Raw genomic sequence first — 21,981 nt, 5'->3', positions numbered from 1 at the left:
ACTGGGACTAGAAAGACAAAAACCGCCAGCTGGCGGTTTTTGTCACAACAGGGTCTATCAATGCTCAAACATGGCAGAGATGGACTCTTCGTTGCTGATGCGGCGAATGGCTTCGGCCAGCACGGAAGAGAGCGTCAGCTGCTTGACCTTGTCGACCGCCTTCATCTCCGCGGTGAGCGGGATGGAGTCGGTGATGATCAGCTCGTCGATCACGGAGTTCTTGATGTTCTCCACGGCGGAACCGGAGAAGACCGGGTGAGTGGCGTAGGCGAATACACGCTTGGCGCCGCGCTCTTTCAGGGCTTCTGCGGCTTTGCACAGGGTGCCGCCGGTGTCGATCATGTCGTCGACGATGATGCAGTCGCGGCCGGCCACGTCACCGATCAGGTGCATGACCTGGGAGACGTTCGGGCGGGGACGACGCTTGTCGATGATGGCGATGTCGGTATCGTCCAGCAGCTTGGCGATGGCACGGGCACGTACCACGCCGCCGATGTCCGGCGACACGACCACGGGGGATTCGAGGTTCTTGGACTTCATGTCTTCCAGCAGCACCGGGCTGCCGAACACGTTGTCGACCGGGACGTCGAAGAAGCCCTGGATTTGCTCGGCATGCAGGTCAACGGTCAGCACGCGATCCACACCGACGCTGGAGAGGAAGTCGGCGACGACCTTGGCGGTGATGGGAACACGGGCGGAGCGGACGCGGCGGTCCTGACGGGCATAGCCAAAGTAGGGAATTACGGCAGTGATACGGCCAGCTGAAGCACGACGCAGAGCATCCACCATCACGATCAATTCCATCAAATTGTCGTTGGTCGGGGCACAGGTGGATTGAATGATGAAGATATCGCCACCACGTACATTCTCGTTGATCTGTACGCTGATCTCGCCGTCGCTAAAGCGACCTACGGCAGCATTGCCGAGTTTGATAAACAGGCGATCTGCGATCTTCTGGGCTAGTTCCGGCGTTGCGTTACCAGCAAACAGCTTCATGTCAGGCACGGTTTGAAACCTCGGGGTTGCATCCAGTATGTGGGGAGTCTGATTAGACCCTTATCGTTTGGGGGCAAACGATTTATCAAGTTGACGGGTCAGACCACTATAGGCTGCTTTCAGGTCAGGTGCCCACGTTACATGCGGCAAGCCGGTTGAGCGTCGTGCTGGTCGACCCCCCGTCATCCATGATGACCAGTGACCTTCCCGAAGACGACAGGGTAACGATGGGTGCTGCAACCGGCGAGGGGGAGTGTGCACTCCCGGCAAGACTGCTGCGGCAGGTGAATCGATATACCCTGTTCGATGTTCAGGAGATGGCTGGGGTACTAGGATTCGAACCTAGGAATGGCGAGATCAAAACCCGCTGCCTTACCGCTTGGCGATACCCCAATCACTGACTTGTTGCAATGTAGCGAAGAGTGGTGATATGTTCTCGCCCTTGGCGACAAATCCATCCCACTCTCTCGGCACTTTTGCCAACACTTCCCGAGCAGCCACTTCGTCTTCAAACTGAGCAAAGACGCAGGCTCCTGTGCCCGTCATTCTTGACGGCGCGTATTCTAGCAACCAGCCGAGCGCATTGGCAACCTCGGGGTGGCGCTTTTTCACCAGCAATTCGCAATCGTTTTTCCACTCCCCTTCCAGCAGATTGTGCAATGCCATTTTCGGGGTATCTCTGGGCAGGTCCGGATCCTGGAACACGGCGGCGGTCGCTACATGGCAATCGGGCTTGAGCACCAGATACCAGGCGCTCGGCAACTCGACCGGCTGCAGCCGCTCACCGACCCCCTCGGCAAAGGCGGCCTTGCCGCGCACGAACACCGGCACGTCGGCGCCCAGCTGCACGCCGAGCTCGGCCAGCTCGTCTTCGCTCAAACCGGCCTGCCAGAGGTGGTTGAGGGCGACCAGGGTGGTGGCGGCGTCCGATGAACCACCGCCGATGCCACCGCCCATGGGCAGTACCTTCTCCAGCCTGATATGGGCCCCCAGCGGGCTCGGCAGCCTGGCCTGCAGCAGACGGGCGGCGCGGATGATCAGGTTCTGTTCATCGGGCACGCCGGGAATGGCCGGGCTCAGGGTGAGCAAGTCGGTATCGGTGAGCGGCTCGAACTCGAGCCAGTCGCCATGGTTGAGGAAGATGAACAGGGTCTGCAGCTCGTGGTAGCCGTCCGGGCGACGGCCGTTGACGTGCAAAAAGAGATTGAGTTTGGCCGGAGCTGGCCAGCGCATGGCGCTCATGGGGGAGTCCTTGTCGATGGCCGCCATCAGCGGGTGATGGTCCACTGGTTGATCTGCAGCTTGAGGCGGCTGCCCTGGCCGGTCATGGTGAGCAGGTGCGGCAGGCGATAGCCGTCCTGATCCCGGTAGTCGCCATAGACGATCTGCCACTGGCCGTCACGCACACTGGCCAGACTGCGGTCGGGGTTGAGCTCGAACTCGGCCTCGCCCGGCAAGCCCTTGATCCACGCCGGCAGCCCGGCCACCGGAATGTTCCAGCCGGTGAGCTGATAGACGAGCGCCTCGGCATCCTGGCTCTGGTGCGGGTTGCCCTCGTTGTCGATCAGGGTGATCTCGCCCTTGCTGCGGGAGAGTTCGAGGATGTGGGTGCCGATCAGGCTGGTGAGGTTGAGGCGATAGTCGTCGCCATCCTGCTGCCAGTTGACCCGGGCGCTGCCCTTCTGCTGGGCGGTGATGATGGCCATCTTGCCAGACAGCTGCCAGTGGGTCAGTTGCTCGAGCCGGGTACGCTCCTGCTGCCAGTTGACCTGATCGCGTTGGGGTTGGGTAGTGGCGCAACCGGCCAGCAACAGCAGGCAGCCAAGGGTGAAAAGACGCAACAACAAGGTCATGCTCCGGAAAAGGTGATTTGGCACAGTATACGGGGGGGTCGTATTGCTTTTAAAGACTTACCCTTTCTCGTACAATTGGCAGCCTTTACTCCCTGCGCACAGATACGATCCACGCCCACTCATGAGTTTGCTTGCCCTCGGAATCAACCACAACACCGCCAGTGTCGCCTTGCGGGAGCGGGTCGCCTTCGGCCCGGACTGCATCGATCGCGCCTTGCGTGAGCTGGTCGCCCAACCCGGTGTAAGCGAGGCGGTGATCGTCTCGACCTGCAACCGCACCGAGCTTTACTGCAGCCTGGAGCAGGGGCAGGGCGAGCAGGTGTTGCAGTGGCTGCAGCGGTTTCACGATCTGGATGCGGCCGAGGTGGTCTCCGCCATCTACCGGCATCAGGACGAGGAGGCGGTTCGCCATTTGATGCGGGTGGCCTGCGGGCTCGACTCCCTGGTGCTGGGAGAGCCGCAGATCCTGGGGCAGATCAAGCAATCCTATGCCCATGCCCAGCAATCCGAGGCGGTGAAGGGGGCGCTGGAGCGTTTGTTCCAGAAATCCTTCTCGGTGGCCAAGCGGGTGCGCACCGATACCGAGATTGGCGCCAGCGCCGTGTCGGTGGCCTTTGCCGCGGTGAGCCTGGGACGGCGGATCTTCTCCGATCTCTCCCAGACCAAGGTACTGCTGGTCGGCGCCGGCGAGACCATCGAACTGGTGGCCCGCCACCTGCGCGAGCAGAACGTCACCCAGATGATGGTGGCCAACCGCACCCTGCAGCGGGCCCAACTGCTGGCCGAGGAGTTCGGCGCCCAGGTGATGACGCTCGAAGAGATCCCGGACTACCTGCACGAGGCGGACATCGTCATCAGCTCCACCGCGAGCCCCCTGCCCATCATCGGCAAGGGCATGGTGGAGCGCGCGCTCAAGGCTCGCCGCTTCAAGCCCATGTTTCTGGTGGACATCGCCGTGCCCCGCGACATCGAGGCGGAGGTGGACGAGCTCTCGGACGCCTATCTCTACACGGTGGACGACCTGCAGGGCATCATCGAGCAGAACCTCGAGACCCGCAAACGGGCCGCCGCCGAGGCTGAGCTCATCGTGCAGGAAGAGCGCGATGACTTCATGGGCTGGTATCGCAGCCTCCACTCGGTGGATCTCATCCGCGATTACCGCCACCAGTCCCAACAGGTGGCCGATGAAGAGCTGCAGCGCGCCCTGCTGGCTCTGCAGCAGGGCGAGCCTGCCGAGCAGGCGCTCAAGGCGCTGGCCCACCGCCTCACCAACAAGTTGATCCACGCACCGACCCAGGCCCTGCGCCAGGCCGCCGCCCAGGGGGATCACCACCAGCTGGCCCAGTTGCGCCAGGTGCTGGGGTTGTCACAAGAGTCATAGTTTGGGGGCGATCACCCGGTCGTCCCGTCCTCCATCGAGAACACAAGATTTATGAACCCGTCACTGATCAGAAAGCTGGAAGGCCTCATCGAGCGCCACGAAGAAGTACAGGCCATGCTCGGCGAGCCGGACGTGGCCGCGGATCAGGATCGCTACCGCGCCCTGACCCGGGAATATGCCCAGCTGGAAGATATCGTTCACGCTTTCCAGCAATTCCGCCAGGCTGAAGAGAACCTGGAGGCCACCCGCCAGATGCTGGAAGAGGAGGATGCCGACCTGCGCGAGATGGCGCAGGAGGAGCTGCCGCTGGCCAAGGCGACCTTCGAGGAGCAGGAGCAGGCGCTGCAGGTAATGCTGTTGCCGCGCGACCCCAAGGATGACAACAACTGCTATCTGGAGATCCGCGCCGGCGCCGGTGGTGACGAGGCGGCGATCTTTGCGGGCGATCTGTTTCGCATGTATTCGCGCTATGCCGAGCGCCAGGGCTGGCGCGTCTCCATCGTCAGCTGCAACGACGGCGAGCATGGTGGCTACAAGGAGGTGATAGCCAAGGTAGAGGGCGAGCACGTCTACGGCCGCCTCAAGTTTGAATCCGGTGGTCACCGGGTGCAGCGGGTGCCGGAAACCGAATCCCAGGGCCGGGTGCACACCTCCGCCTGTACCGTCGCCGTGCTGCCGGAAGTGCCGGAAGCCGAGCAGATCGAGATCAACCCCTCGGATCTGAAGATCGACACCTTCCGCGCCTCCGGGGCCGGTGGCCAGCACGTCAACAAGACCGACTCCGCCATCCGCATCACCCACCTGCCCACCGGCCTGGTGGTGGAGTGCCAGGACGAGCGTTCCCAGCACAAGAACCGCGCCAAGGCGATGTCGGTACTCTCCGCCCGTCTGCAGGCGGCCGAGGATGAGCGCCACCGCGCCGCCGAGCAGAGCACTCGTCGCAACCTGGTGGGATCGGGGGATCGCTCCGAGCGTATCCGCACCTACAACTACCCGCAGGGGCGCCTCTCCGAGCACCGCATCAACCTCACCCTCTACCGCCTCGGCGAGATCATGGAAGGGGACCTGGACTGCGTCATCAACCCGATGATCCAGGAGTACCAGGCCGATCAGCTCGCCTCCCTGGCCGAGAGCAACTGATGCAGATCCAGCAGGCTCGCGCCCACATCATGGCGACGTTGGCCTTCGGGGAATCCCCCCGCGCCGATGCCGATGAGCTGCTCTGCCATCTGTTGGAGTGCCGGCGCAGCTACCTGATGACCTGGCCGGAGCGCGAGCTCGATGCCGCCCAGCAGGCCACCCTGCAGGGCTGGCTCGAACGCCGTCTCAATGGCGAACCCATCGCCCACCTGATCGGTGAGCGGGAGTTCTGGTCGCTGCCGCTGAAGGTGAGTCCCGCCACCCTGATCCCGCGCCCCGACACCGAGGTGCTGGTCGAGCAGGCGCTGGCGCGGCTGCCAGCAGGCCCCTGCGCTCTGCTGGATCTGGGCACCGGCACCGGCGCCATCGCACTGGCGCTCAAGTCGGAGCGACCGGATGCCGATGTATGGGCGGTGGACAGGATGCCGGCGGCAGCCGCCCTGGCGCGCGCCAACAGTGCCGCGCTGGGTCTGCCCATCGAGGTGCGCGACGGCAGCTGGTTCGAACCGCTGGTCGAGCCCTCGCCAAGCCAGGCGCCGCGCTTTGCGATGATCGTCTCCAACCCGCCCTACATCGACGGGGCGGATCCGCACCTCGATGAGGGGGATGTGCGCTTCGAGCCCCGCTCCGCCCTGGTGGCGGACGAGCAGGGGCTGGCGGATATTCGCCTCATCGTGACCGGCGCACCGGCTCATCTGCTGCCGGGCGGCTGGCTGTTGCTGGAGCATGGCTGGCAGCAGGGGGAGGCGGTGCGTCAACTCCTGCTGCATCAGGGCTACGTGCAGGTGGAAACCGTGCGCGATTACGGCGATAACGAGCGGGTGACCCTGGGGCGGCTGGCTCAGTGATGATGACGGGCGGGCCGGGCCTGCCTCTGTTCAAGGACACGTTATGTATTTTGCTATCAAACATCTGCACCTGCTGCTGATTGGCCTGGCCGTGCTGATGTTCATGTTGCGCTTCTATTGGCTGCAGACCGGCTCGAGCCGCGCCGCCAGTGCCCGTACCCTTCGGTTGAGCGGCTGGCTCAACGGCCTGGTGGTGCTCTCCGGCGTGCTGCTGTGCATGGTGCTGGATCTCAACCCGCTCAACAACGCCACCCCCTGGCTCAGCGAGAAGCTGACCGCCATCCTGGTGGTGGCCTTTCTGGCCATGATGGCACTGCGCCTGGCCCGCAGTAACGGCATCCGCTGGTTTGCGTTTCTGGGAGCCCTCGGCTGGCTCTTCTTCATCGCCAAGCTGGCCGTCTACAAGCAGGCCAGCCTGTTCGGTTAAGGATGATGACGATGATACGCGTAGACGAATGGACCGATTTCGAAGCCCATGACATCGCCGAGCTGGCGCTGTCTGTGAGCGACGAGATCCATGGCATCAGCGGCCGCGGGACGGCGGAGCTGGCCCGGCTCGACGCCTGGCTGGACGAGGCCATCGAGGAAGGGGATTGCGACCAGGTGCGCCGCCAGCTGCTGCAGGGCTTCTACCAGACCTTAGGGTTTCACGGCGACTGGCAGGACTACTTCTCGGTGGCCAACTGCGATCTGGCCGAGGTTCTGGCCCGCAAGCAGGGCATTCCGGTCAGCCTTGGTATCCTCATCATTCAGCTGGGGCGCAAGCTCGGGCTGGACGTGGAGGGGATCTGCTTTCCCGGTCACTTCCTGGTGAGCTTCGCCGGCAGCGAGGGGGAGGTCTATGTGGACCCCTTCACCGGCGACGAGTTGAGCCTGCACCACATCGAGCTGCTGCTGCGCGGGGCCCTCGGCGACCTGGCCACCCTCACCTCGGATCATCTGCAGCCTGCCGGCCAGTGGGAGATCATCGAGCGGCTGCTCAACGTGAGCAAGGGCGCCCTGCTGCGGGAAGACCGGATGACAGAGGCGCTGCGCTGCAGCGAGCTGCTGCTGCGGATGAAGCCCGGCGACCCGCTGGAGACGAGGGATCGCGGCTTCATCTACGAACAGCTCGACTGCCCGCGCTTTGCCGCCGACGATTTTGAATACTTTATTGAACAGTGCCCGGACGATCCGGTGGCCGACGTGCTGAAAGCCCAGCTGGCCGCCCTGGATCTGAGCCCCAAGCCCCTCCACTGAGGGGCGAGCAACGACCTCGCTGCATGCGAGGCCCTGGCCGAATTGAGAGTCCCATGCCGCTGCATGCAAGGCTGGGAGATGCAACAGACGAGTATCGAGGCCATGCTGCCCTGGGCAGTGCGGCCGGATGTGGATTCAAGCCCTGCAAGCCCTTTTACCTAAGGAAGCCTGAGATGGAACAGAAGAATATCAAGGTCAATGGCATCGACGTCGCCAACGACAAACCGTTCGTGTTGTTCGGTGGCATGAACGTGCTGGAATCGCGCGACATGGCGATGGCCGTGTGCGAGAAGTACGTGGAAGTGACCTCCAAGCTGGGTATCCCGTTCGTGTTCAAGGCGAGCTGGGACAAGGCCAACCGCTCCTCCATCCACTCCTACCGCGGTCCGGGTCTGGAGGAGGGGATGAAGATCTTCCAGGAGCTGAAAGCGACCTTCGGCATGCCGGTCATCTCCGATCTGCACGAGCCCCATCAGGCCAAACCGGTGGCCGAGGTGGTCGACGTCATCCAGCTGCCCGCCTTCCTGGCGCGCCAGACCGACCTGGTGGAGGCCATGGCCCGCACCGGCAACGTCATCAACATCAAGAAGCCGCAGTTCCTGAGCCCAAGCCAGATGAAGAACATCACCGACAAGTTCGAGGAGTGCGGCAACGACCGTCTGATCCTGTGCGAGCGCGGCGTCAACTTCGGTTATGACAACCTGGTGGTGGACATGCTGGGGCTGGGGGTGATGAAGAAGAGCACCGGCGGCTACCCGGTCATCTTCGACGTGACCCACTCCCTGCAGTGCCGTGACCCCATGGGCGCCGCCTCCGGCGGTCGTCGCGAGCAGGTGGCCGAGCTGGCCCGTGCCGGCATGGCGGTCGGTCTGGCCGGTCTGTTCATCGAATCCCACCCGGATCCCAAGGTGGCCCGTTGCGACGGCCCGAGCGCGTTGCCGCTGGAGAAGCTGGAAGGCTTCCTCAAGCAGATGAAGGCCATCGACGATCTGGTCAAGGGCTTCGAGCCGCTCGATACTTCCATCTGAACCTGGCCCACGCTGGCTCCATAAAAATGCCCCGCACTGCGGGGCATTTTTGTTTTCGCGCTGTTTTTATTTCCTGGGCCAGCATAAATCAATCACGGAATAAATACATCCTGGTTGCCATGGTGTTAATGTTGTTAAATCTGTTGTGTGATTGATGTCTATTAATTGCTTCTTTCAACATGTGAAAGTAGCCCCTGTTGTGATGAGGGAACGGCACGAACCGGGCGAGATAATCCATATTTCGTCACGGCTTGCTGCATGCGTATTTCTGCCATGACACATCTCATTAAACTGACAGGACGTTAAGAATGCAGAAAAAAATAGTCAGCAGCCTGTATTTTCAGGTGTTGTTAGCGATCACCCTCGGAGTCATCCTGGGGCATATATATCCCGACCTTGGAGCGGACATGAAACCGCTTGGGGATGGTTTCGTCAAATTAATCAAAATGATCATCGCCCCGGTTATATTCTGCACCGTGGTGACCGGCATTGCCGGCATGGAGAGCATGAAAGCGGTGGGTAAAACCGGCGCCATCGCGCTGCTCTATTTTGAGGTGGTCAGCACCATCGCCCTCATCATCGGGCTGTGCGTGGTCAACCTGCTGCAACCGGGGGCGGGCATGAACGTCGACCCCGCCACGCTGGATGCCAGCGCCATCTCTGCCTACGCCGAACAGGCCAAGGCACAGGGCATCATCCCCTTCCTGCTGGACGTGATCCCGGGCAGCGTGATCGGTGCCTTCGCCAGCGGCAACATTCTGCAGGTGCTGTTATTTGCAGTGCTGTTCGGCTTCTCTCTACACCATATCGGCGAGAAGGGAAAGGTGATATTCAATGTCATCGACAGCTTCTCCCAGGTTATTTTCGGGATCATCAACATGATCATGCGGCTGGCGCCGGTTGGGGCATTTGGTGCCATGGCATTTACCATCGGTAAATATGGTATCGGCTCGCTGGTTCAGCTCGGACAATTAATAGCCTGCTTCTACATGACCTGCCTGCTGTTTATTTTCCTGGTGCTGGGCAGTATTGCCAGAGCGAATGGTTTCAGCATCCTGCGTTTTATTTCCTATATCCGGGAAGAGCTGCTGATCGTGCTTGGTACATCCTCTTCTGAATCTGTATTGCCGCGCATGCTGGTCAAGATGGAGGCGCTCGGTTGCAAGAAGTCGGTGGTGGGACTGGTGATCCCGACCGGTTATTCCTTCAACCTGGACGGTACCTCCATCTATCTGACCATGGCGGCCATCTTCATCGCTCAGGCCACCAATACCCCGCTCGATCTGTTCCAGCAGGTCACCCTGCTGGTGGTGCTGCTCATCTCCTCGAAGGGGGCGGCCGGGGTGACCGGCAGCGGCTTCATCGTGCTGGCGGCCACCATCTCGGCGGTGGGCCACCTGCCGCTGGCCGGGCTGGCGTTGATCCTCGGCATCGATCGCTTCATGTCGGAGGCCCGCGCCCTGACCAACCTCATCGGCAACGGGGTGGCAACCCTAGTGGTGGCCCGTTACTGCGATCAGCTTGACGAGCAGCAGATGCACGAGGCGCTGAACAACCCGCCGCTGGCGGTCAAGGTGGATCAGCATTGAACCACCGATACCTGCGCCGTGCGCTGCCAGCCTGTCGAGCACGGGCAGCCAACGGGGGTGGGTGAATTCAAGCCATAAAAAAACGGCCCGTTTGGGCCGTTTTTCATGATACCGGTTGTTGCAGAGCGACTTACAGGCTCTGGGTGAAGGTGCGGGTCACCACGTCACGCTGCTGTTCCGGGGTCAGTGCGTTGAAGCGCACGGCGTAGCCGGAGACGCGGATGGTCAGCTGCGGGTACTTCTCCGGGTTGGCGATGGCGTCTTCTAGGGTCTCGCGACGCAGGACGTTGACGTTCAGGTGCTGGCCACCTTCGACTGCCGGCTCGGCCTGTACCGGCAATTCACGGTATTCGAACTGGCCCAGGTCGGAGAGGCTGACTTCCTGATCGGCGGCAAAGGCATCACCCTTGGCGCAGATGCAGCGAGCCTGTTGCTTCTCTTCGTCCAGCAGCCAGAACGAGTTCAGCAGAGCGGCGTTGGCAGACTGGGTGATTTGGATGCCCTTGATCATGGTATGACTCCTCATAGGAAAGCGGATTCAACTGTAAGGACATTACCCTGATGTATTTAAACCACCGGGATGATTTAAAGGGCCCTTGCCTTACACCTTTACTTTGTTGGGTCATATATACCACGATGGTAATATTACGAAAATTGATCTAAATCAAAAAATATGCGATCTGCGTGGATGTGAAGGGATTAAATTATTGAGATTAATCAAAAATAGGTCATTTTTCTGATTATGAAAGATATCCAAATTATGCATCTTTCATTAATTAAATCTAGTAATTTAACTACATCTTTTCATGTTCCAGCCCGCTCGAAGCTGGATTCGCCATACAGTAGGTGAAGGGGATAAGCCAATGATGGGGATATGCCAAAAAGGTGAAGGAGAGGCTTAACCAAGGCAAGAGAGGGCGATAGGGGTCGACAGGCGAGCGGGAGAGTGGCCCTGCCATCGCCAGACGAGGCCATGGGGAGTCGCGTGGGAGTTCAGTGCCGACCTCTTGCTCACCCGAAGATGGCCAGCGGCGACCGAAAGGTGAGCGCGGTGGCCACGGCTTGGCCGGGAGAAGGAATCCGCAGGGGCATCCTGGTTGCGTCTTGGGGGCTGGCCCCCTATCCTGAGCCCCTTGCTGCATTAATGGGGGCAGGGGGCGCGTGCTGGCCGATTGGCCTGCGTAAAAGCAAGGTGACCCCGGGCCTGCCGTATTCATCGAGGATGGTGGCGTGCTGCGCTGTGCCCATGTGGGTGGACAGGGCGCAGGCCATCCATCCAGCCCTGTATATCGAGGAGAGAGGCGCATCGGCCTGCACGCACGAGCGGCCGGGTCGAAATAAGCGCCTCCCCCGACAGATTCAATGAGGAGATTGGGGTGCTGACCTGGACTGATGTGATTGGCTCCGAGAAGGAGCAGGACTATTTCAAGGCAACCCTGGCGACCGTCAGGAGCGAGCGGGAGGCGGGCAAGGTGATCTACCCGCCGGCCACCGACGTGTTCAACGCCTTCAAGCTGACCGAGCTGGATCAGGTCAAGGTGGTGATCCTGGGTCAGGATCCCTATCACGGTCCGAACCAGGCCCATGGCCTCTGCTTCTCCGTCCTGCCCGGCGTGCGTACGCCTCCCTCGCTGGTGAACATCTACAAGGAGATGCAGCGGGATCTGCCGGGTTTTGTCACACCCAATCACGGTTTTCTGGAGTCCTGGGCCACCCAGGGGGTATTGCTGCTCAATACGGTGCTGACGGTGCAGGCGGGCCAGGCTCACTCCCATGCCCATCTGGGCTGGGAAACCTTCACCGACCGTGTCATCGAGCAGATCAACGCCAGCTGTCAGGGGGTGGTCTTCCTGCTGTGGGGCGCCCACGCCCAGAAGAAGGGACGTTTCATCGACCGGAGCCGCCACCACGTGCTGAGTGCCCCCCATCCCAGCCCGCTCTCGGCCCATCGCGGCTTCATCGGCTGCGGCCATTTCTCCGAGACCAACCGCTTGCTGAGCCAGCAGGGGATGAGCCCCATCAACTGGCACTCGGTCTGCGAATAACGCGGGGGCAGATAGCCGTGATTTGCTCCGTCGGGAGGGTGGGGCAGCATGCGCCACTGGCCGTTTTGTCTGCAGCTGACTTGATTGAGTGCAAAGTTGGCGCGATAAATGGCCGTATACTCGGATCAGAATCGTCTCATTTCAGCGCAAGGAGTGCCCATGTTAACGAGTCTGCACAAGGATCATCTCAACATCGCCCGGTTGCTGGGTCTGCTCAAGCAGAAGCTGGCCGCCATTCGCAGCGAAGAAAGGGTCAGCTATTTCCTGATCCGCGATGTGGTGGATTACCTGCGGGAGGTATCGGACAAGTATCACCATCCGAAGGAAGACATCATTTATGACTACTACCTCAAGTACCGGGTAGTGGAAGGGGATGTGGCCAACCGGCTGCAACTGGAGCATGCCAAGCTGGTGGAGGCCGGTGCCGAGCTCAGGGAGATGGTGGAGATGATCCTGATGGATGCGGTCATTCCGCTCGATCAGTTCACCGCCAAGCTGGAGCAGTTCGTGGCGCTGCAGGAGGCGCACATGAACTACGAAGAGGGGGTCATCTTCCCCCATCTACGCGACTCGCTGACCGAGGATGACTGGCGTCACCTCGAGCAGGTCTGGCAGAACCGCGCCATCGGGGATCCCCTGTTCGGGCCCGAGATCAGCCAGCACTTTCAGGATCTGGCCAGGCGCCTGTCGCTGCCACTCTCTTCCTGAGGGGTAACGCTCCCTTAAAAAACAAGGCCCCGGTTAACCGGGGCCTTGTTTTTACAACTCGATCTCGTCTGAGAGACCTTCGTAGGCGATGTCGATGGATTGCAGCTCCTTCTGCAGGCGGTGCTTGTCTTTCAACGCCTCTATCTCACGCCATTTACGTTTTTTTCCCGTTGTCCCGCGGCTACGTGAACCGAGCTCAACTACATCTTCATAATCGAAGTTGAACATTTCCATGGCTCCCTCCTTGGTTATTCTCGTTTTCACCATCCGTATAACATACCGGCATTGAAAATAAAACGTTTTCGTGACGAACCCATGACAGCGGATCCTGCGCCCATAAAAAAACCGGGTGCCCTTGCGGGAACCCGGTTTTTGTCGGCAGATGGCGCAGCGATCAGAGGCGGCTGGCCAGCATGGTTTCCAGCTTGCCCTGGTCGATGGCAAACATGCGGATGCCTTCGCCCAGTTTCTCGTGAGCCATGGCGTCCTGGTTCAGTTCCCAGCGGAATTCGGCTTCGGTCATCGGGGTCGGTTTGGCCTTGCGCTCGCCGGTGTAGTCCAGTTTGCGTACCACGGCACCTTCAGCTTTGCTCAGCTCTTCCAGCAGGGCCGGGCCAATGGTCAGGCGGTCGCAGCCGGCCAGTTCCAGGATCTCGCCGGTGTTGCGGAAGCTGGCACCCATGACCACGGTCGGGTAGTCGTGCTGTTTGTAGTAGTTGTAGATGGAGGTGACGGAGACCACGCCCGGATCTTCGCTGGCGGTGTAGTCACGGCCGTTCTTGGCCTTGTACCAGTCGAGGATGCGGCCCACGAACGGGGAGATCAGGAAGGCGCCGGCTTCGGCACAGGCACGAGCCTGGGCGAAGGAGAACAGCAGGGTCAGGTTGCACTGGATACCCTCTTTCTCCAGTACCTCGGCGGCACGGATCCCCTCCCAGGTGGAGGCCAGCTTGATCAGGATGCGATCGTTGCTGATACCGGCGTCGTTGTAGAGACGGATCAGTTTGCGGGCCTTGGCGATGCTGGCCTCGGTGTCGAAGGAGAGACGGGCGTCTACTTCGGTGGAGATGCGGCCCGGGACGATCTTCAGCACTTCCAGACCGATGTTGACCGCCAACTTGTCGCCCGCGTCGATGATTTGCTGTGCCTTGTCCTGGCTCTGGGCCTTGGCCCAGGTGACGGCGTCTTCGATCAGCGGAGCGTACTCGGGGATCTCGGATGCCTTCAACACCAGAGAGGGGTTGGTGGTGGCATCGATGGGCTGGTAGCGCTTGATGGCTTCGATATCGCCGGTGTCGGCGACAACTGTGGTCAGGGCTTTCAGCTGGGTTAATTTATCGGCCATGGCAAATATCATCTCTTTATGAGGGCGCACTCTCTTGGTGAGGACGCAGGCTCGGGGGTGGCGGGCGTGAGACGACAGTTCTGAAATAAAATTACAAAATCCCGGCGACTCAGGCTCAGAAAAGCACGATGGGCGGGCCCCATCGTCATTGCCTGCCTAATTAATACGGATGTGGCGCATCCTGCAATAGGGGGGGCTGTATGCTTATCAGCCACTCCCTGGCGCCGGCGGGAAGGAGTGGATAAAAGTGTTTGATAAAAAACGACTTTTATCTGTTTTTAGTCGCTGAAATTATCCTTCGTCAAAAACAACTTTTTTGGTTGATTATCTGTTTTGTGCCCTCGATCACATAAATTGTGTGGTCAACCACTTGAAATTTTATTACGTGTAAAACGTTTGGCGAAAGCGGGCCGTTTTGGCATCCCCGATGGGTAAACGCTTGCGTAATGGTTTGCCTCCTTTTTCCCGGTTATACCTCTATGTAGATAATTGCCAAAAGGTTTTCTTATGGGTCTAATTTGTTGGCCGATTGATTGGATTCTCAGTTTTGTTGAAATTTTGCGAGTTAAATGAAGCTTTATTGCGCTAAAACGCTCGTTTTTTGTTTCCGTAGTGATCCCGATCACTATTCTGAACTCCTTCGCTATGCTAGATTCCGCCCCTTTAGTGAACCGCAAATTCAGAAATCGACAGCAAGGGGTCAGCGCAGACTGACCATGGATGTGATAACAACGAGAGAAATATGGACACCTTGATCGCAATGATTAACGACCTGATGTGGGGAGCCGTGCTCATCTACCTGCTCATCGGCGTCGGCATCTTCTTTACCTTCCGTCTGGGTTTTATCCAGGTCCGCCACTTCGGCCACATGTTTTCCGTTTTGCGCAACAGCCGCAAATCAGACAAGGCCGGTATCTCCTCCTTCCAGGCCCTCTGTACCAGCCTTGCCGCCCGCGTCGGCACCGGCAACCTGGCCGGTGTGGCGGTGGCCATCTATCTGGGTGGCCCGGGCGCCATCTTCTGGATGTGGCTGATCGCTTTCATCGGCATGGCGACCGCCTTCGTCGAAAGCACCCTGGCCCAGCTCTACAAGGTCAAGGATGAGGATGGCAACTACCGTGGCGGCCCCGCCTACTACATGGAGAAGGGGCTCGGCATGCGCTGGATGGGGGTGCTGTTCTCGCTCTGCCTGATCCTGGCGTTCGGTCTGGTGTTCAACGCGGTGCAAGCCAACTCCATCAGCCTGGCGATGAACGTGGCCTTCGGCATCCCCGACTGGGTCAGCGGTCTGGCTCTGGTGGTGCTCTCCGGCCTCATCATCTTCGGCGGCATCCGCGGCATCGCCCGCTTCGCCGAGCTGGTGGTGCCCTTCATGGCACTGGCCTACATCCTGATGGCGCTGTTCGTGGTGCTGGTCAACATTCACGAGCTGCCGGGTGTGTTCAGCCTCATCATCAAGTCCGCCCTCGGCCTTGAGCAGGCAGGCTCGGGTGCGCTGGGTTACGCCATCTCCCAGGCGATGATCAACGGCATCAAGCGCGGCCTCTTCTCCAACGAAGCGGGCATGGGCTCCGCCCCCAACGCCGCCGCAACTGCGACCCCCTATCCGCCGCACCCGGCCTCCCAGGGCTATGTGCAGATGCTGGGGGTGTTCCTCGACACCATCGTCATCTGTACCTGTACTGCCGCCATCATCCTGATGTCCGGCCAGTTTGAGCCTGGCTCAGGCATCACAGGTGTTGAGCTGACCCAGCGGGCGCTCTCTTCCCAGATCGGTGGCGGTGGCAACATCTTCATCGCGGCGGCCATCTTCTTCTTCGCCTTCACCTCCATCGTGGCGAACTACTCCTACGCCGAGACCAACCTGGTGTTCCTTGAGCACAACCACAAGGGCGGCCTGATGCTGTTCCGCCTGTTCGTGCTGGGTATGGTGATGTTCGGCTCGGTGGGCGAGCTGCCGACCGTGTGGGCCATGGCGGATGTCTCCATGGGACTGATGGCCATCGTCAACCTGGTGGCCATCCTGCTGCTCTCCGGGGTAGCCATCAAGCTGGCCAAGGATTACAACGACCAGCTAAAGCTGGGCAAGCTGCCCACCTTCGATGCCAACAAGTACCCCGAGATCCGCAGCCAGCTGGAAGAAGGTATCTGGGACAATCCGGCGCAAAACAGCAAGCAGACATAAGCCTCGCAGTCGCCGTTGTCTGATAACAAGGGGAGCCATGGGCTCCCCTTTTGTTTGGGCGCCGTTTCATCGTCGTCACCTTTGGGCATCCCAGCGCCGGCAGATCTGACGCAGTCGTCGCCGTACCTTGTGCAAGGTGTGTTGACGCTACACTGCCGTCAGCTGTTGGCATCCCAGCACCGGCAGATCTGACGTAGTCGTCGTCGCAACTGGCACAAGGTATGTTGACGCTGCCTGGCCGTCAGCCGTGTGCATCCCAGCTCCGGCAGATCTGGCGCAGTCGTCGCCGTACCTTGTGCAAGGTGTGTTGACGCTACACTGCAGTCAGCTGTGGGCATCCCAGCGCCGACAGATCTGACGCAGCCGGCGCCGCAACTGGCGCTGGGTGCGTTGGCGCTGCGTGGGTGACAGCGGGGCATAACGCCAGCGCCGGTAGAGCCAGGCCCCCTGTCGCAGCGGCCGCGCCAGCGAGGGTCTGAGGTCGGCGAGGCGCTCGCACCAGCTGGCCAGGCTCTCTCCTGCCAGCGGTTGCCAGCCGTGGCGGGCGGCGCGCCGGCGCAGGGGCTGCCATAGCCGCAGTCTCGCCGGGGTCGGGCCGCGCCAGAGCAGCAGCCCGCCCACCAGAGTCGCCACCCCCGACAGGGCGGCCAGAATAAGCCAGTGGGTATGGCCTGAGAGCGCCGGCCAGCGTTGCCCCAGCTGTTGCCACAGGCTGGCCGCATCATAGTTGAGTACCCAGCGGGTCCATTGGTAATCGAGGTTGGCCCCCCACCAGCGCAGCTGGTTGAGCAGGGCCCAGTTGCGATAGCGCTGCAAAGAGAGCGGGTCAGCGGCGGCGAACTCGCCAGCCAGGGCCGCCGGCACGCCCCCCTCGATGCGCTGGGGCGCCACCGCGGCGGTGGGATCGAGCCGCTGCCAGCGGTTCTGCTCATCCAGATACTCCACCCAGGCGTGGGCGTCGAACTGGTGCACCTCCAGATAGTTGCCCCTCGGATTCCACTCGCCGCCAAGGTAGCCGGTCACCAGCCTGGCCGGGATGCCGGCCGCCCGCAGCACGAAGGCGGTGGCCATGGCGTAGTGGCCGCAAAAACCGCGCCGGCTCTCGAACAGAAAATCATCCACCCCGTCCTGCCCCAGCCGTGGTGGCTGCAGGGTGTAGTAGAAGTCGCCCTGACGAAACTCGCCCAGCAGGGCGGCGGCGAGCGCCTCCGGCGTCGGATGGCGGGCCTTGAGCATCAGGGCGTGGGCCCGCGCCTTGGGGTTGCCGGTGGCGGGCAACTGCAGGTTGAGCTGGCGGGTCGCCTGGCTGGCTGGTGGCGCCGTGGCGGCCGTGCTGACCCGGTAGCTGACGCGGCTATCCCCCCGATCGCGACGATAGAGGGTGGCGAGGGGGCTCAAGGTGACCGGGCCGCTCAATACCTCGGGGTCGGCTTGGGCCAGGGTCCAGCGGTGGCGCTGGGGCTCGGCGATCACCTGATAACCGCCGGCAGGCAGCGACGTCGCCGGGTTGGCCGCCGGCAGCGTCTGCACGGACTGAGACTGTTGCCAGCGGCGCACCTCATCGCTTAACAACCAGCGGCGGCCATCGAACAGCTCCTGGCGCATCAGCGGGAAGTAGCGCTCCTGGGGCTGGGGGGGCGTTGAGGCGAAGCTGATGCGAAAAGCCAGCTCGGAGGAGTTGACCAGCTCGTTGATGTCGCCGGGGGCCACCTCCTCCGAGAGGCCGGAGAGGGCGCGGTTGCTGCTTGGCATCTGCCAGAGCGGCGGTAGCCTTGGCAGCAGCAGAAACAGAGTGAGCAGCAGGGGCGCGGCCAGCAGCAGGGTGACGCCGGCGCGCAGCCACAGCCGTCGGCCGAGAGGCTGCACCGCCGCCAGCAGGGTGGTGACTGCCAACCAGAGCGCCCCCGCCATCGCCAGGGCCCACCCCATGCTTTGCCGTTGCACCAGCGCCAGCGCGACCAGAAAGAAGGCGAGCAGCAGCACCTGCTCCACATCCCGCTCCCGCCGTACCTCGATGAGCTTGAGGCCGTAGCCGAGCCAGAGCAGGTTGATGAGGGCGGGCAGGGTGCCGAGCTGGCGCCACTGCCAGCCCAGCAGCGCCACGCCCAGGATGGCCAGCAGTGCCAGCACTGCGGCGGGCGGCGGGCGCCTGCCCCGCCACAGCATCATGGCCCGCACGCCCAGGGCAAGCAGCGAGACGGCCATCACCCAGAGCTGCAGCTGGGGCCAGAGGGCCGGGATCAGCAGCAACTGCAGCAGGGCGAGCAGCGGCAGCAGGCGCCGGTTATCGAGCAGCATCGAGGTCGACCTCCTGCGGCGACTCCACGGCATTGACGCGAGCCAGCGCCAGCCGGCAGCGCTGCAAAAAGGCGGGGCCACTGTCCGGCCCGAGCGTCCGGCCCGCCAGGGTCAGGCTGAAGGGAATGCCCCGCTTGGCATAGTCGTCACACCACCAGGCGAGCACCGCCAGCCTCGCTTCGAGATCCTGGCCGCCAACCCGGGAGAGGGAGAGGTGGGTATCATCCTGTCCCGGCTCGCAGAACTGCTTCACCAGCAGGCCGCGCCCCTGGGCGAGCTGTTTCCAGGCAACCCGGCTGAGCGGCTCCCCGCTCTGGTGGGCCCGCAGCATGTCGAAATCTCCCATCGAGGCCGGGGTGGGTTGTCCCCGGTTGCCCGCCGCGTCGGTCGTTGCCTCCCCGCGCAATGGGCCGTACGCCGGGGCCGGGGCGAGCCAGCCCTCCAGTTGCAAATCCAGCAGCGACCAGCAGCGAAACAGGCCGAGGGGGTAGCGGCTCTCCACCCGCAGCCTCTCCAGCGGCAGTCGCCCGCGCCGGGTACCCAGCACCGGCAGGAGCAGAGGTTGGGGCACCGCATCCACCTGCGCCAGCCAGAGCCGCCCTTCATTGAGGGAAAACTGCAGTGCCTGCAGCGGCCGTTCGCTGCGCACCGTAATGCGCATGGGCAAGGGGCTGCCCACCTCTCCCAGCACGGCAGGCCCCCCCAGCAGAGACAACCCCAGCAGGTTGCGGTGGGTGAGCCACATGGTGACCATGAACAGGCTGCCGAGGCCGTAGGCCAGCAGCAACACCAGGTTGTTCTGGTAGTTGGTGCCGAGCAGATAGATGGCCAGCATCACCAGCAGATAGCAGAGGCCGAGCCGGGTGGGCAGGATGAACAGGCAGCGCCCCTGCAGGGTGAGCTGGCGGGCTGGCGGGATGCGCCGGGCCAGCCAGCCTTGCTGCCACCTGGCTCTGCGCTGGCGCCAGTTCATCAGGGACGATCCGGATCGACCCGGGCCAGCAGGCGCTGGCTGAGCGGGCAGGCTTCACCGCGCTGCACCCCAAAACTCCCCCTGAGCCTGTGTTCGGCCACGTAGGGGAAGACCGCCTGCACATCCTCCACGCTGACGAAGCGGCGGCCCGCCACTAGCGCCCAGGCCCGGCTCACCGCCAGCAGGGTCTGGGCGGCGCGGGGCGAGAGCGGTTGCGGCAGCTCGGCGTCGAAGCGGCTCTGCTGCACCAGTGCCAGCAGGTAGTCGAGGGTGGCATCGGCGAGGTGGATCTGCGCCGCCTCGGCCTGCAGGGCGGCGAGATCTGCGGCATCGAGCTGGCGTTCGAGGGGGGCGCTCTGGCTGGCCCCACGCAGCAGCCGCCGCTCCGCCTCCGGGGTCGGAAAGCCCAGAGAGAGGCGCACCGCGAAGCGATCGAGCTGGGATTCCGGCAGGGGGTAGGTGCCCGATTGATCCGCCGGGTTCTGGGTAGCGATGACGAAGAAGGGGGAGGGGAGCGGGTGGCTCTGCCCCTCGATGCTCACCTTGCCCTCGGCCATGGCCTCCAGCAGGGCGCTCTGCACCTTGGGGCTGGCGCGGTTGATCTCGTCCGCCAGCAGCACCTGGGTAAAGACGGGGCCGGAGTGAAAGCGAAACTGCTGCTGCTGGGGGTCAAAGATCTGCAGCCCCAGCAGGTCGGCCGGCAGCAGATCGGCGGTGAACTGTACCCGCCGGCAGTCGAGCCCCAGCACCTGCGCCAGGGCGTGGGCCAGGGTGGTCTTGCCCATGCCGGGCAGATCCTCGATCAGCAGGTGGCCGCGAGCCAGCAGGGTCACCAGGGCAATCTTGAGCTGCAGCGGCTTGCCCAGGATCACCTGCTCCAGCGCCGTCAGCAGCCGGGTTATCTGTGGTTGTGTCTGCACGGGTGCCTCCCCTCGGTGTCGTTGCCCCTACAGCTTAATACGCCAGTTCGGTGGCAAGAGGATAAGTTGCATATAACCCATTGAATCCGGATGATTTGAGGCGCGACTTCACACAGACTTCACCTGTGCTCATGTTCGCCACATATTGGCCCGCTATGCTGGCGGCTTTCCAACCTCACGAGATCTATCGTCATGAAGCAAACCTCACCCTTGTCGTCGCTGGCGCTGAGCGCCCTGCTGCTGTCGCCCCTCACCCAGGCCGCTCCCGCCGATCCGCTGGTCGGGGTAGTGGATGAGGTCATTCGTCCGCTGGTGAAAGAGCACAGGATCCCGGGCATGGCGGTAGCCGTGTTCAAAGAGGGGCAACCCCACTACTTCAACTACGGGGTTGCCGAGCTGGCGACGGGGAAGAAGGTCAGCGAGCAGACCCTGTTCGAGATTGGCTCGGTCAGCAAAACCTATACCGCCACCCTGGGGGCCTACGCCGTGGTCAAGGGGAGCATTGGGCTGGATGACAAGGTGAGCCGGCACGCTCCCTGGCTCAAGGGCTCCGCCTTTGATGGCATCACCATGGCCGAGCTTGCCACTTACAGTGCCGGGGGTCTGCCGCTGCAATTCCCCGACGAGGTGGAATCGCTCGAGCAGATGCAGGCTTACTATCGCCAGTGGACGCCGGCCTATCAACCAGGCAGCCATCGCCAGTACTCCAACCCCAGTATCGGCCTGTTCGGCTATCTGGCGGCGAGCAGTCTGCAGCAGCCGTTTGCCCAGTTGATGGAGCAGACCCTGCTGCCCGGGCTCGGCCTGCATCACACCTATATCAATGTGCCGAAGCAGGCGATGGCGAACTACGCCTATGGCTATTCGAAAGAGGACAAGCCCATCAGGGTCACGCCAGGGGTGCTGGCGGACGAGGCCTACGGCATCAAGACCAGCTCGGCGGATCTGCTCGCCTTCGTGAAGGCCAACATCAACGGGGTGGATGACAAGGGATTGCAGCAGGCCATCGCTTTGACCCACCAGGGGCGCTACTCGGTAGGCGAGATGACCCAGGGGCTGGGCTGGGAGAGTTACCCCTATCCGGTCAGCGAGCAGACGCTGCTGGCGGGCAACTCGGTCCAGGTGATCATGAAGGCCAATCCGACGACGGCCGCGCCGAAGGAGATGGGGAGCCAGCGGCTCTTCAACAAGACCGGCTCGACCAACGGCTTTGGCGCCTATGTGGCCTTCGTGCCGGCCAAGGGAGTGGGCATCGTCATGCTGGCCAACCGCAACTACCCCATCCAGGAGAGGGTAAAGGCGGCCCACTCCATCCTGAGCAAGCTGGCTCCCTGAGCGGGCACTGGCCGCGGGTCACGGCGCCATTTGCCGCGACCCACCTGTTCTGAAAAACGCCGGGCTTTGCCCGGCGTTGTCATCTGGTCTGGGGGCAG

General features: G+C 62.1%; 20 protein-coding genes and 1 tRNA gene. 11 read left to right on the top strand and 10 right to left on the bottom strand.

Annotation, left to right across the window (positions count from 1 at the left end; genetic code table 11):
* Positions 1-57: 57 nt before the first annotated feature.
* The 4 genes from I6L38_RS13280 to lolB form a co-directional block, all read right to left on the bottom strand.
* Complete coding sequence (locus tag I6L38_RS13280; RefSeq protein ID WP_005298464.1) at positions 58-1,005, bottom strand: ribose-phosphate pyrophosphokinase; 948 nt, start codon at positions 1,003-1,005, stop codon at positions 58-60.
* A 309-nt stretch (positions 1,006-1,314) separates the two neighbouring features.
* Positions 1,315-1,389: transfer RNA gene (locus I6L38_RS13275), tRNA-Gln, on the bottom strand.
* Positions 1,369-2,238 carry a 4-(cytidine 5'-diphospho)-2-C-methyl-D-erythritol kinase gene (gene ispE, locus I6L38_RS13270; protein ID WP_026141266.1) on the bottom strand — a complete coding sequence of 290 codons (870 nt, stop codon included), beginning with the start codon at positions 2,236-2,238 and terminating at the stop codon, positions 1,369-1,371. Before ispE ends, I6L38_RS13275 begins: the two co-directional genes overlap by 21 nt.
* Positions 2,239-2,264: 26 nt before the next feature.
* Positions 2,265-2,849, bottom strand: coding sequence for a lipoprotein insertase outer membrane protein LolB (gene lolB / locus I6L38_RS13265; protein WP_010633224.1), 585 nt, complete (start codon positions 2,847-2,849; stop codon positions 2,265-2,267).
* Between the two features lie 121 nt (positions 2,850-2,970).
* Here lolB and hemA point away from each other — a divergent pair, with 121 nt between their 5' ends.
* The 7 genes from hemA to I6L38_RS13230 all read left to right on the top strand — a co-directional run bounded on the left by hemA (position 2,971) and on the right by I6L38_RS13230 (position 10,074).
* Positions 2,971-4,230, top strand: coding sequence for a glutamyl-tRNA reductase (hemA, locus tag I6L38_RS13260; protein WP_017765025.1), 1,260 nt, complete (start codon positions 2,971-2,973; stop codon positions 4,228-4,230).
* Positions 4,231-4,281: 51 nt separating this feature from the next.
* A complete protein-coding gene (gene prfA / locus I6L38_RS13255; RefSeq protein WP_010633225.1) occupies positions 4,282-5,370 on the top strand; it encodes a peptide chain release factor 1 in 1,089 nt (362 codons plus the stop codon).
* A complete protein-coding gene (prmC, locus tag I6L38_RS13250) occupies positions 5,370-6,218 on the top strand; it encodes a peptide chain release factor N(5)-glutamine methyltransferase (RefSeq protein ID WP_216988616.1) in 849 nt (282 codons plus the stop codon). The genes prfA and prmC overlap by 1 nt, the downstream gene beginning before the upstream one ends.
* Positions 6,219-6,261: 43 nt before the next feature.
* Positions 6,262-6,645 carry a SirB2 family protein gene (locus I6L38_RS13245; RefSeq protein ID WP_010633227.1) on the top strand — a complete coding sequence of 128 codons (384 nt, stop codon included), beginning with the start codon at positions 6,262-6,264 and terminating at the stop codon, positions 6,643-6,645.
* A gap of 11 nt (positions 6,646-6,656) precedes the next feature.
* Positions 6,657-7,457 carry a SirB1 family protein gene (locus I6L38_RS13240; RefSeq protein ID WP_216988615.1) on the top strand — a complete coding sequence of 267 codons (801 nt, stop codon included), beginning with the start codon at positions 6,657-6,659 and terminating at the stop codon, positions 7,455-7,457.
* Positions 7,458-7,630: 173 nt separating this feature from the next.
* Positions 7,631-8,485 (top strand): 3-deoxy-8-phosphooctulonate synthase, encoded by an 855-nt coding sequence (gene kdsA, locus I6L38_RS13235; RefSeq protein WP_005298479.1) that lies wholly within the window; start codon positions 7,631-7,633, stop codon positions 8,483-8,485.
* Between the two features lie 308 nt (positions 8,486-8,793).
* A complete protein-coding gene (locus I6L38_RS13230) occupies positions 8,794-10,074 on the top strand; it encodes a dicarboxylate/amino acid:cation symporter (protein ID WP_201881696.1) in 1,281 nt (426 codons plus the stop codon).
* Positions 10,075-10,204: 130 nt separating this feature from the next.
* Here the strand turns inward: I6L38_RS13230 and grcA are convergent, their stop codons facing one another.
* On the bottom strand, positions 10,205-10,585 hold the full coding sequence (gene grcA, locus I6L38_RS13225; protein ID WP_005298483.1) for an autonomous glycyl radical cofactor GrcA: 381 nt from the start codon (positions 10,583-10,585) through the stop codon (positions 10,205-10,207).
* Positions 10,586-11,450: 865 nt separating this feature from the next.
* Here grcA and ung point away from each other — a divergent pair.
* Together ung and I6L38_RS13215 are read left to right on the top strand one after the other, a co-directional pair.
* Positions 11,451-12,119 (top strand): uracil-DNA glycosylase, encoded by a 669-nt coding sequence (gene ung, locus I6L38_RS13220; protein ID WP_017765029.1) that lies wholly within the window; start codon positions 11,451-11,453, stop codon positions 12,117-12,119.
* 159 nt (positions 12,120-12,278) lie between these two features.
* The gene (locus tag I6L38_RS13215) at positions 12,279-12,827 is read left to right on the top strand and encodes a hemerythrin domain-containing protein (RefSeq protein WP_216988614.1); all 549 of its coding nucleotides are present in this window, start codon (positions 12,279-12,281) and stop codon (positions 12,825-12,827) included.
* Between the two features lie 51 nt (positions 12,828-12,878).
* Here I6L38_RS13215 and I6L38_RS13210 read toward each other — a convergent pair whose 3' ends face one another.
* Both I6L38_RS13210 and tal read right to left on the bottom strand, forming a co-directional pair.
* Positions 12,879-13,061 (bottom strand): DUF3545 family protein, encoded by a 183-nt coding sequence (locus tag I6L38_RS13210; RefSeq protein ID WP_005298488.1) that lies wholly within the window; start codon positions 13,059-13,061, stop codon positions 12,879-12,881.
* 160 nt (positions 13,062-13,221) lie between these two features.
* A complete protein-coding gene (gene tal, locus I6L38_RS13205; RefSeq protein ID WP_026141265.1) occupies positions 13,222-14,172 on the bottom strand; it encodes a transaldolase in 951 nt (316 codons plus the stop codon).
* A gap of 742 nt (positions 14,173-14,914) precedes the next feature.
* On the opposite strand from tal, the gene I6L38_RS13200 reads away from it, so the two are divergent.
* The gene (locus I6L38_RS13200) at positions 14,915-16,357 is read left to right on the top strand and encodes a sodium:alanine symporter family protein (RefSeq protein WP_017778926.1); all 1,443 of its coding nucleotides are present in this window, start codon (positions 14,915-14,917) and stop codon (positions 16,355-16,357) included.
* A gap of 324 nt (positions 16,358-16,681) precedes the next feature.
* On the opposite strand, the gene I6L38_RS13195 is transcribed toward I6L38_RS13200, so the two are convergent.
* The 3 genes from I6L38_RS13195 to I6L38_RS13185 are packed head-to-tail and all read right to left on the bottom strand — an operon-like array spanning position 16,682 to position 20,548.
* The gene (locus I6L38_RS13195) at positions 16,682-18,655 is read right to left on the bottom strand and encodes a DUF3488 and transglutaminase-like domain-containing protein (RefSeq protein WP_216988613.1); all 1,974 of its coding nucleotides are present in this window, start codon (positions 18,653-18,655) and stop codon (positions 16,682-16,684) included.
* Positions 18,642-19,628 (bottom strand): DUF58 domain-containing protein, encoded by a 987-nt coding sequence (locus I6L38_RS13190; protein WP_216988612.1) that lies wholly within the window; start codon positions 19,626-19,628, stop codon positions 18,642-18,644. The genes I6L38_RS13195 and I6L38_RS13190 overlap by 14 nt, the downstream gene beginning before the upstream one ends.
* Complete coding sequence (locus tag I6L38_RS13185; protein ID WP_216988611.1) at positions 19,628-20,548, bottom strand: MoxR family ATPase; 921 nt, start codon at positions 20,546-20,548, stop codon at positions 19,628-19,630. The genes I6L38_RS13190 and I6L38_RS13185 overlap by 1 nt, the downstream gene beginning before the upstream one ends.
* 192 nt (positions 20,549-20,740) lie before the next feature.
* Here I6L38_RS13185 and blaAQU point away from each other — a divergent pair, with 192 nt between their 5' ends.
* The gene (blaAQU, locus tag I6L38_RS13180; RefSeq protein ID WP_099156042.1) at positions 20,741-21,883 is read left to right on the top strand and encodes an AQU family class C beta-lactamase; all 1,143 of its coding nucleotides are present in this window, start codon (positions 20,741-20,743) and stop codon (positions 21,881-21,883) included.
* Positions 21,884-21,981: the final 98 nt, after the last annotated feature.

Origin of the sequence: Aeromonas sp. FDAARGOS 1408 (assembly GCF_019048665.1) — a bacterium.
Classification (GTDB): domain Bacteria; phylum Pseudomonadota; class Gammaproteobacteria; order Enterobacterales; family Aeromonadaceae; genus Aeromonas; species Aeromonas dhakensis.
The sequence above is the reverse complement of the archived record's forward strand: the minus strand, read 5'-3'. Positions and strand labels throughout refer to the sequence as shown.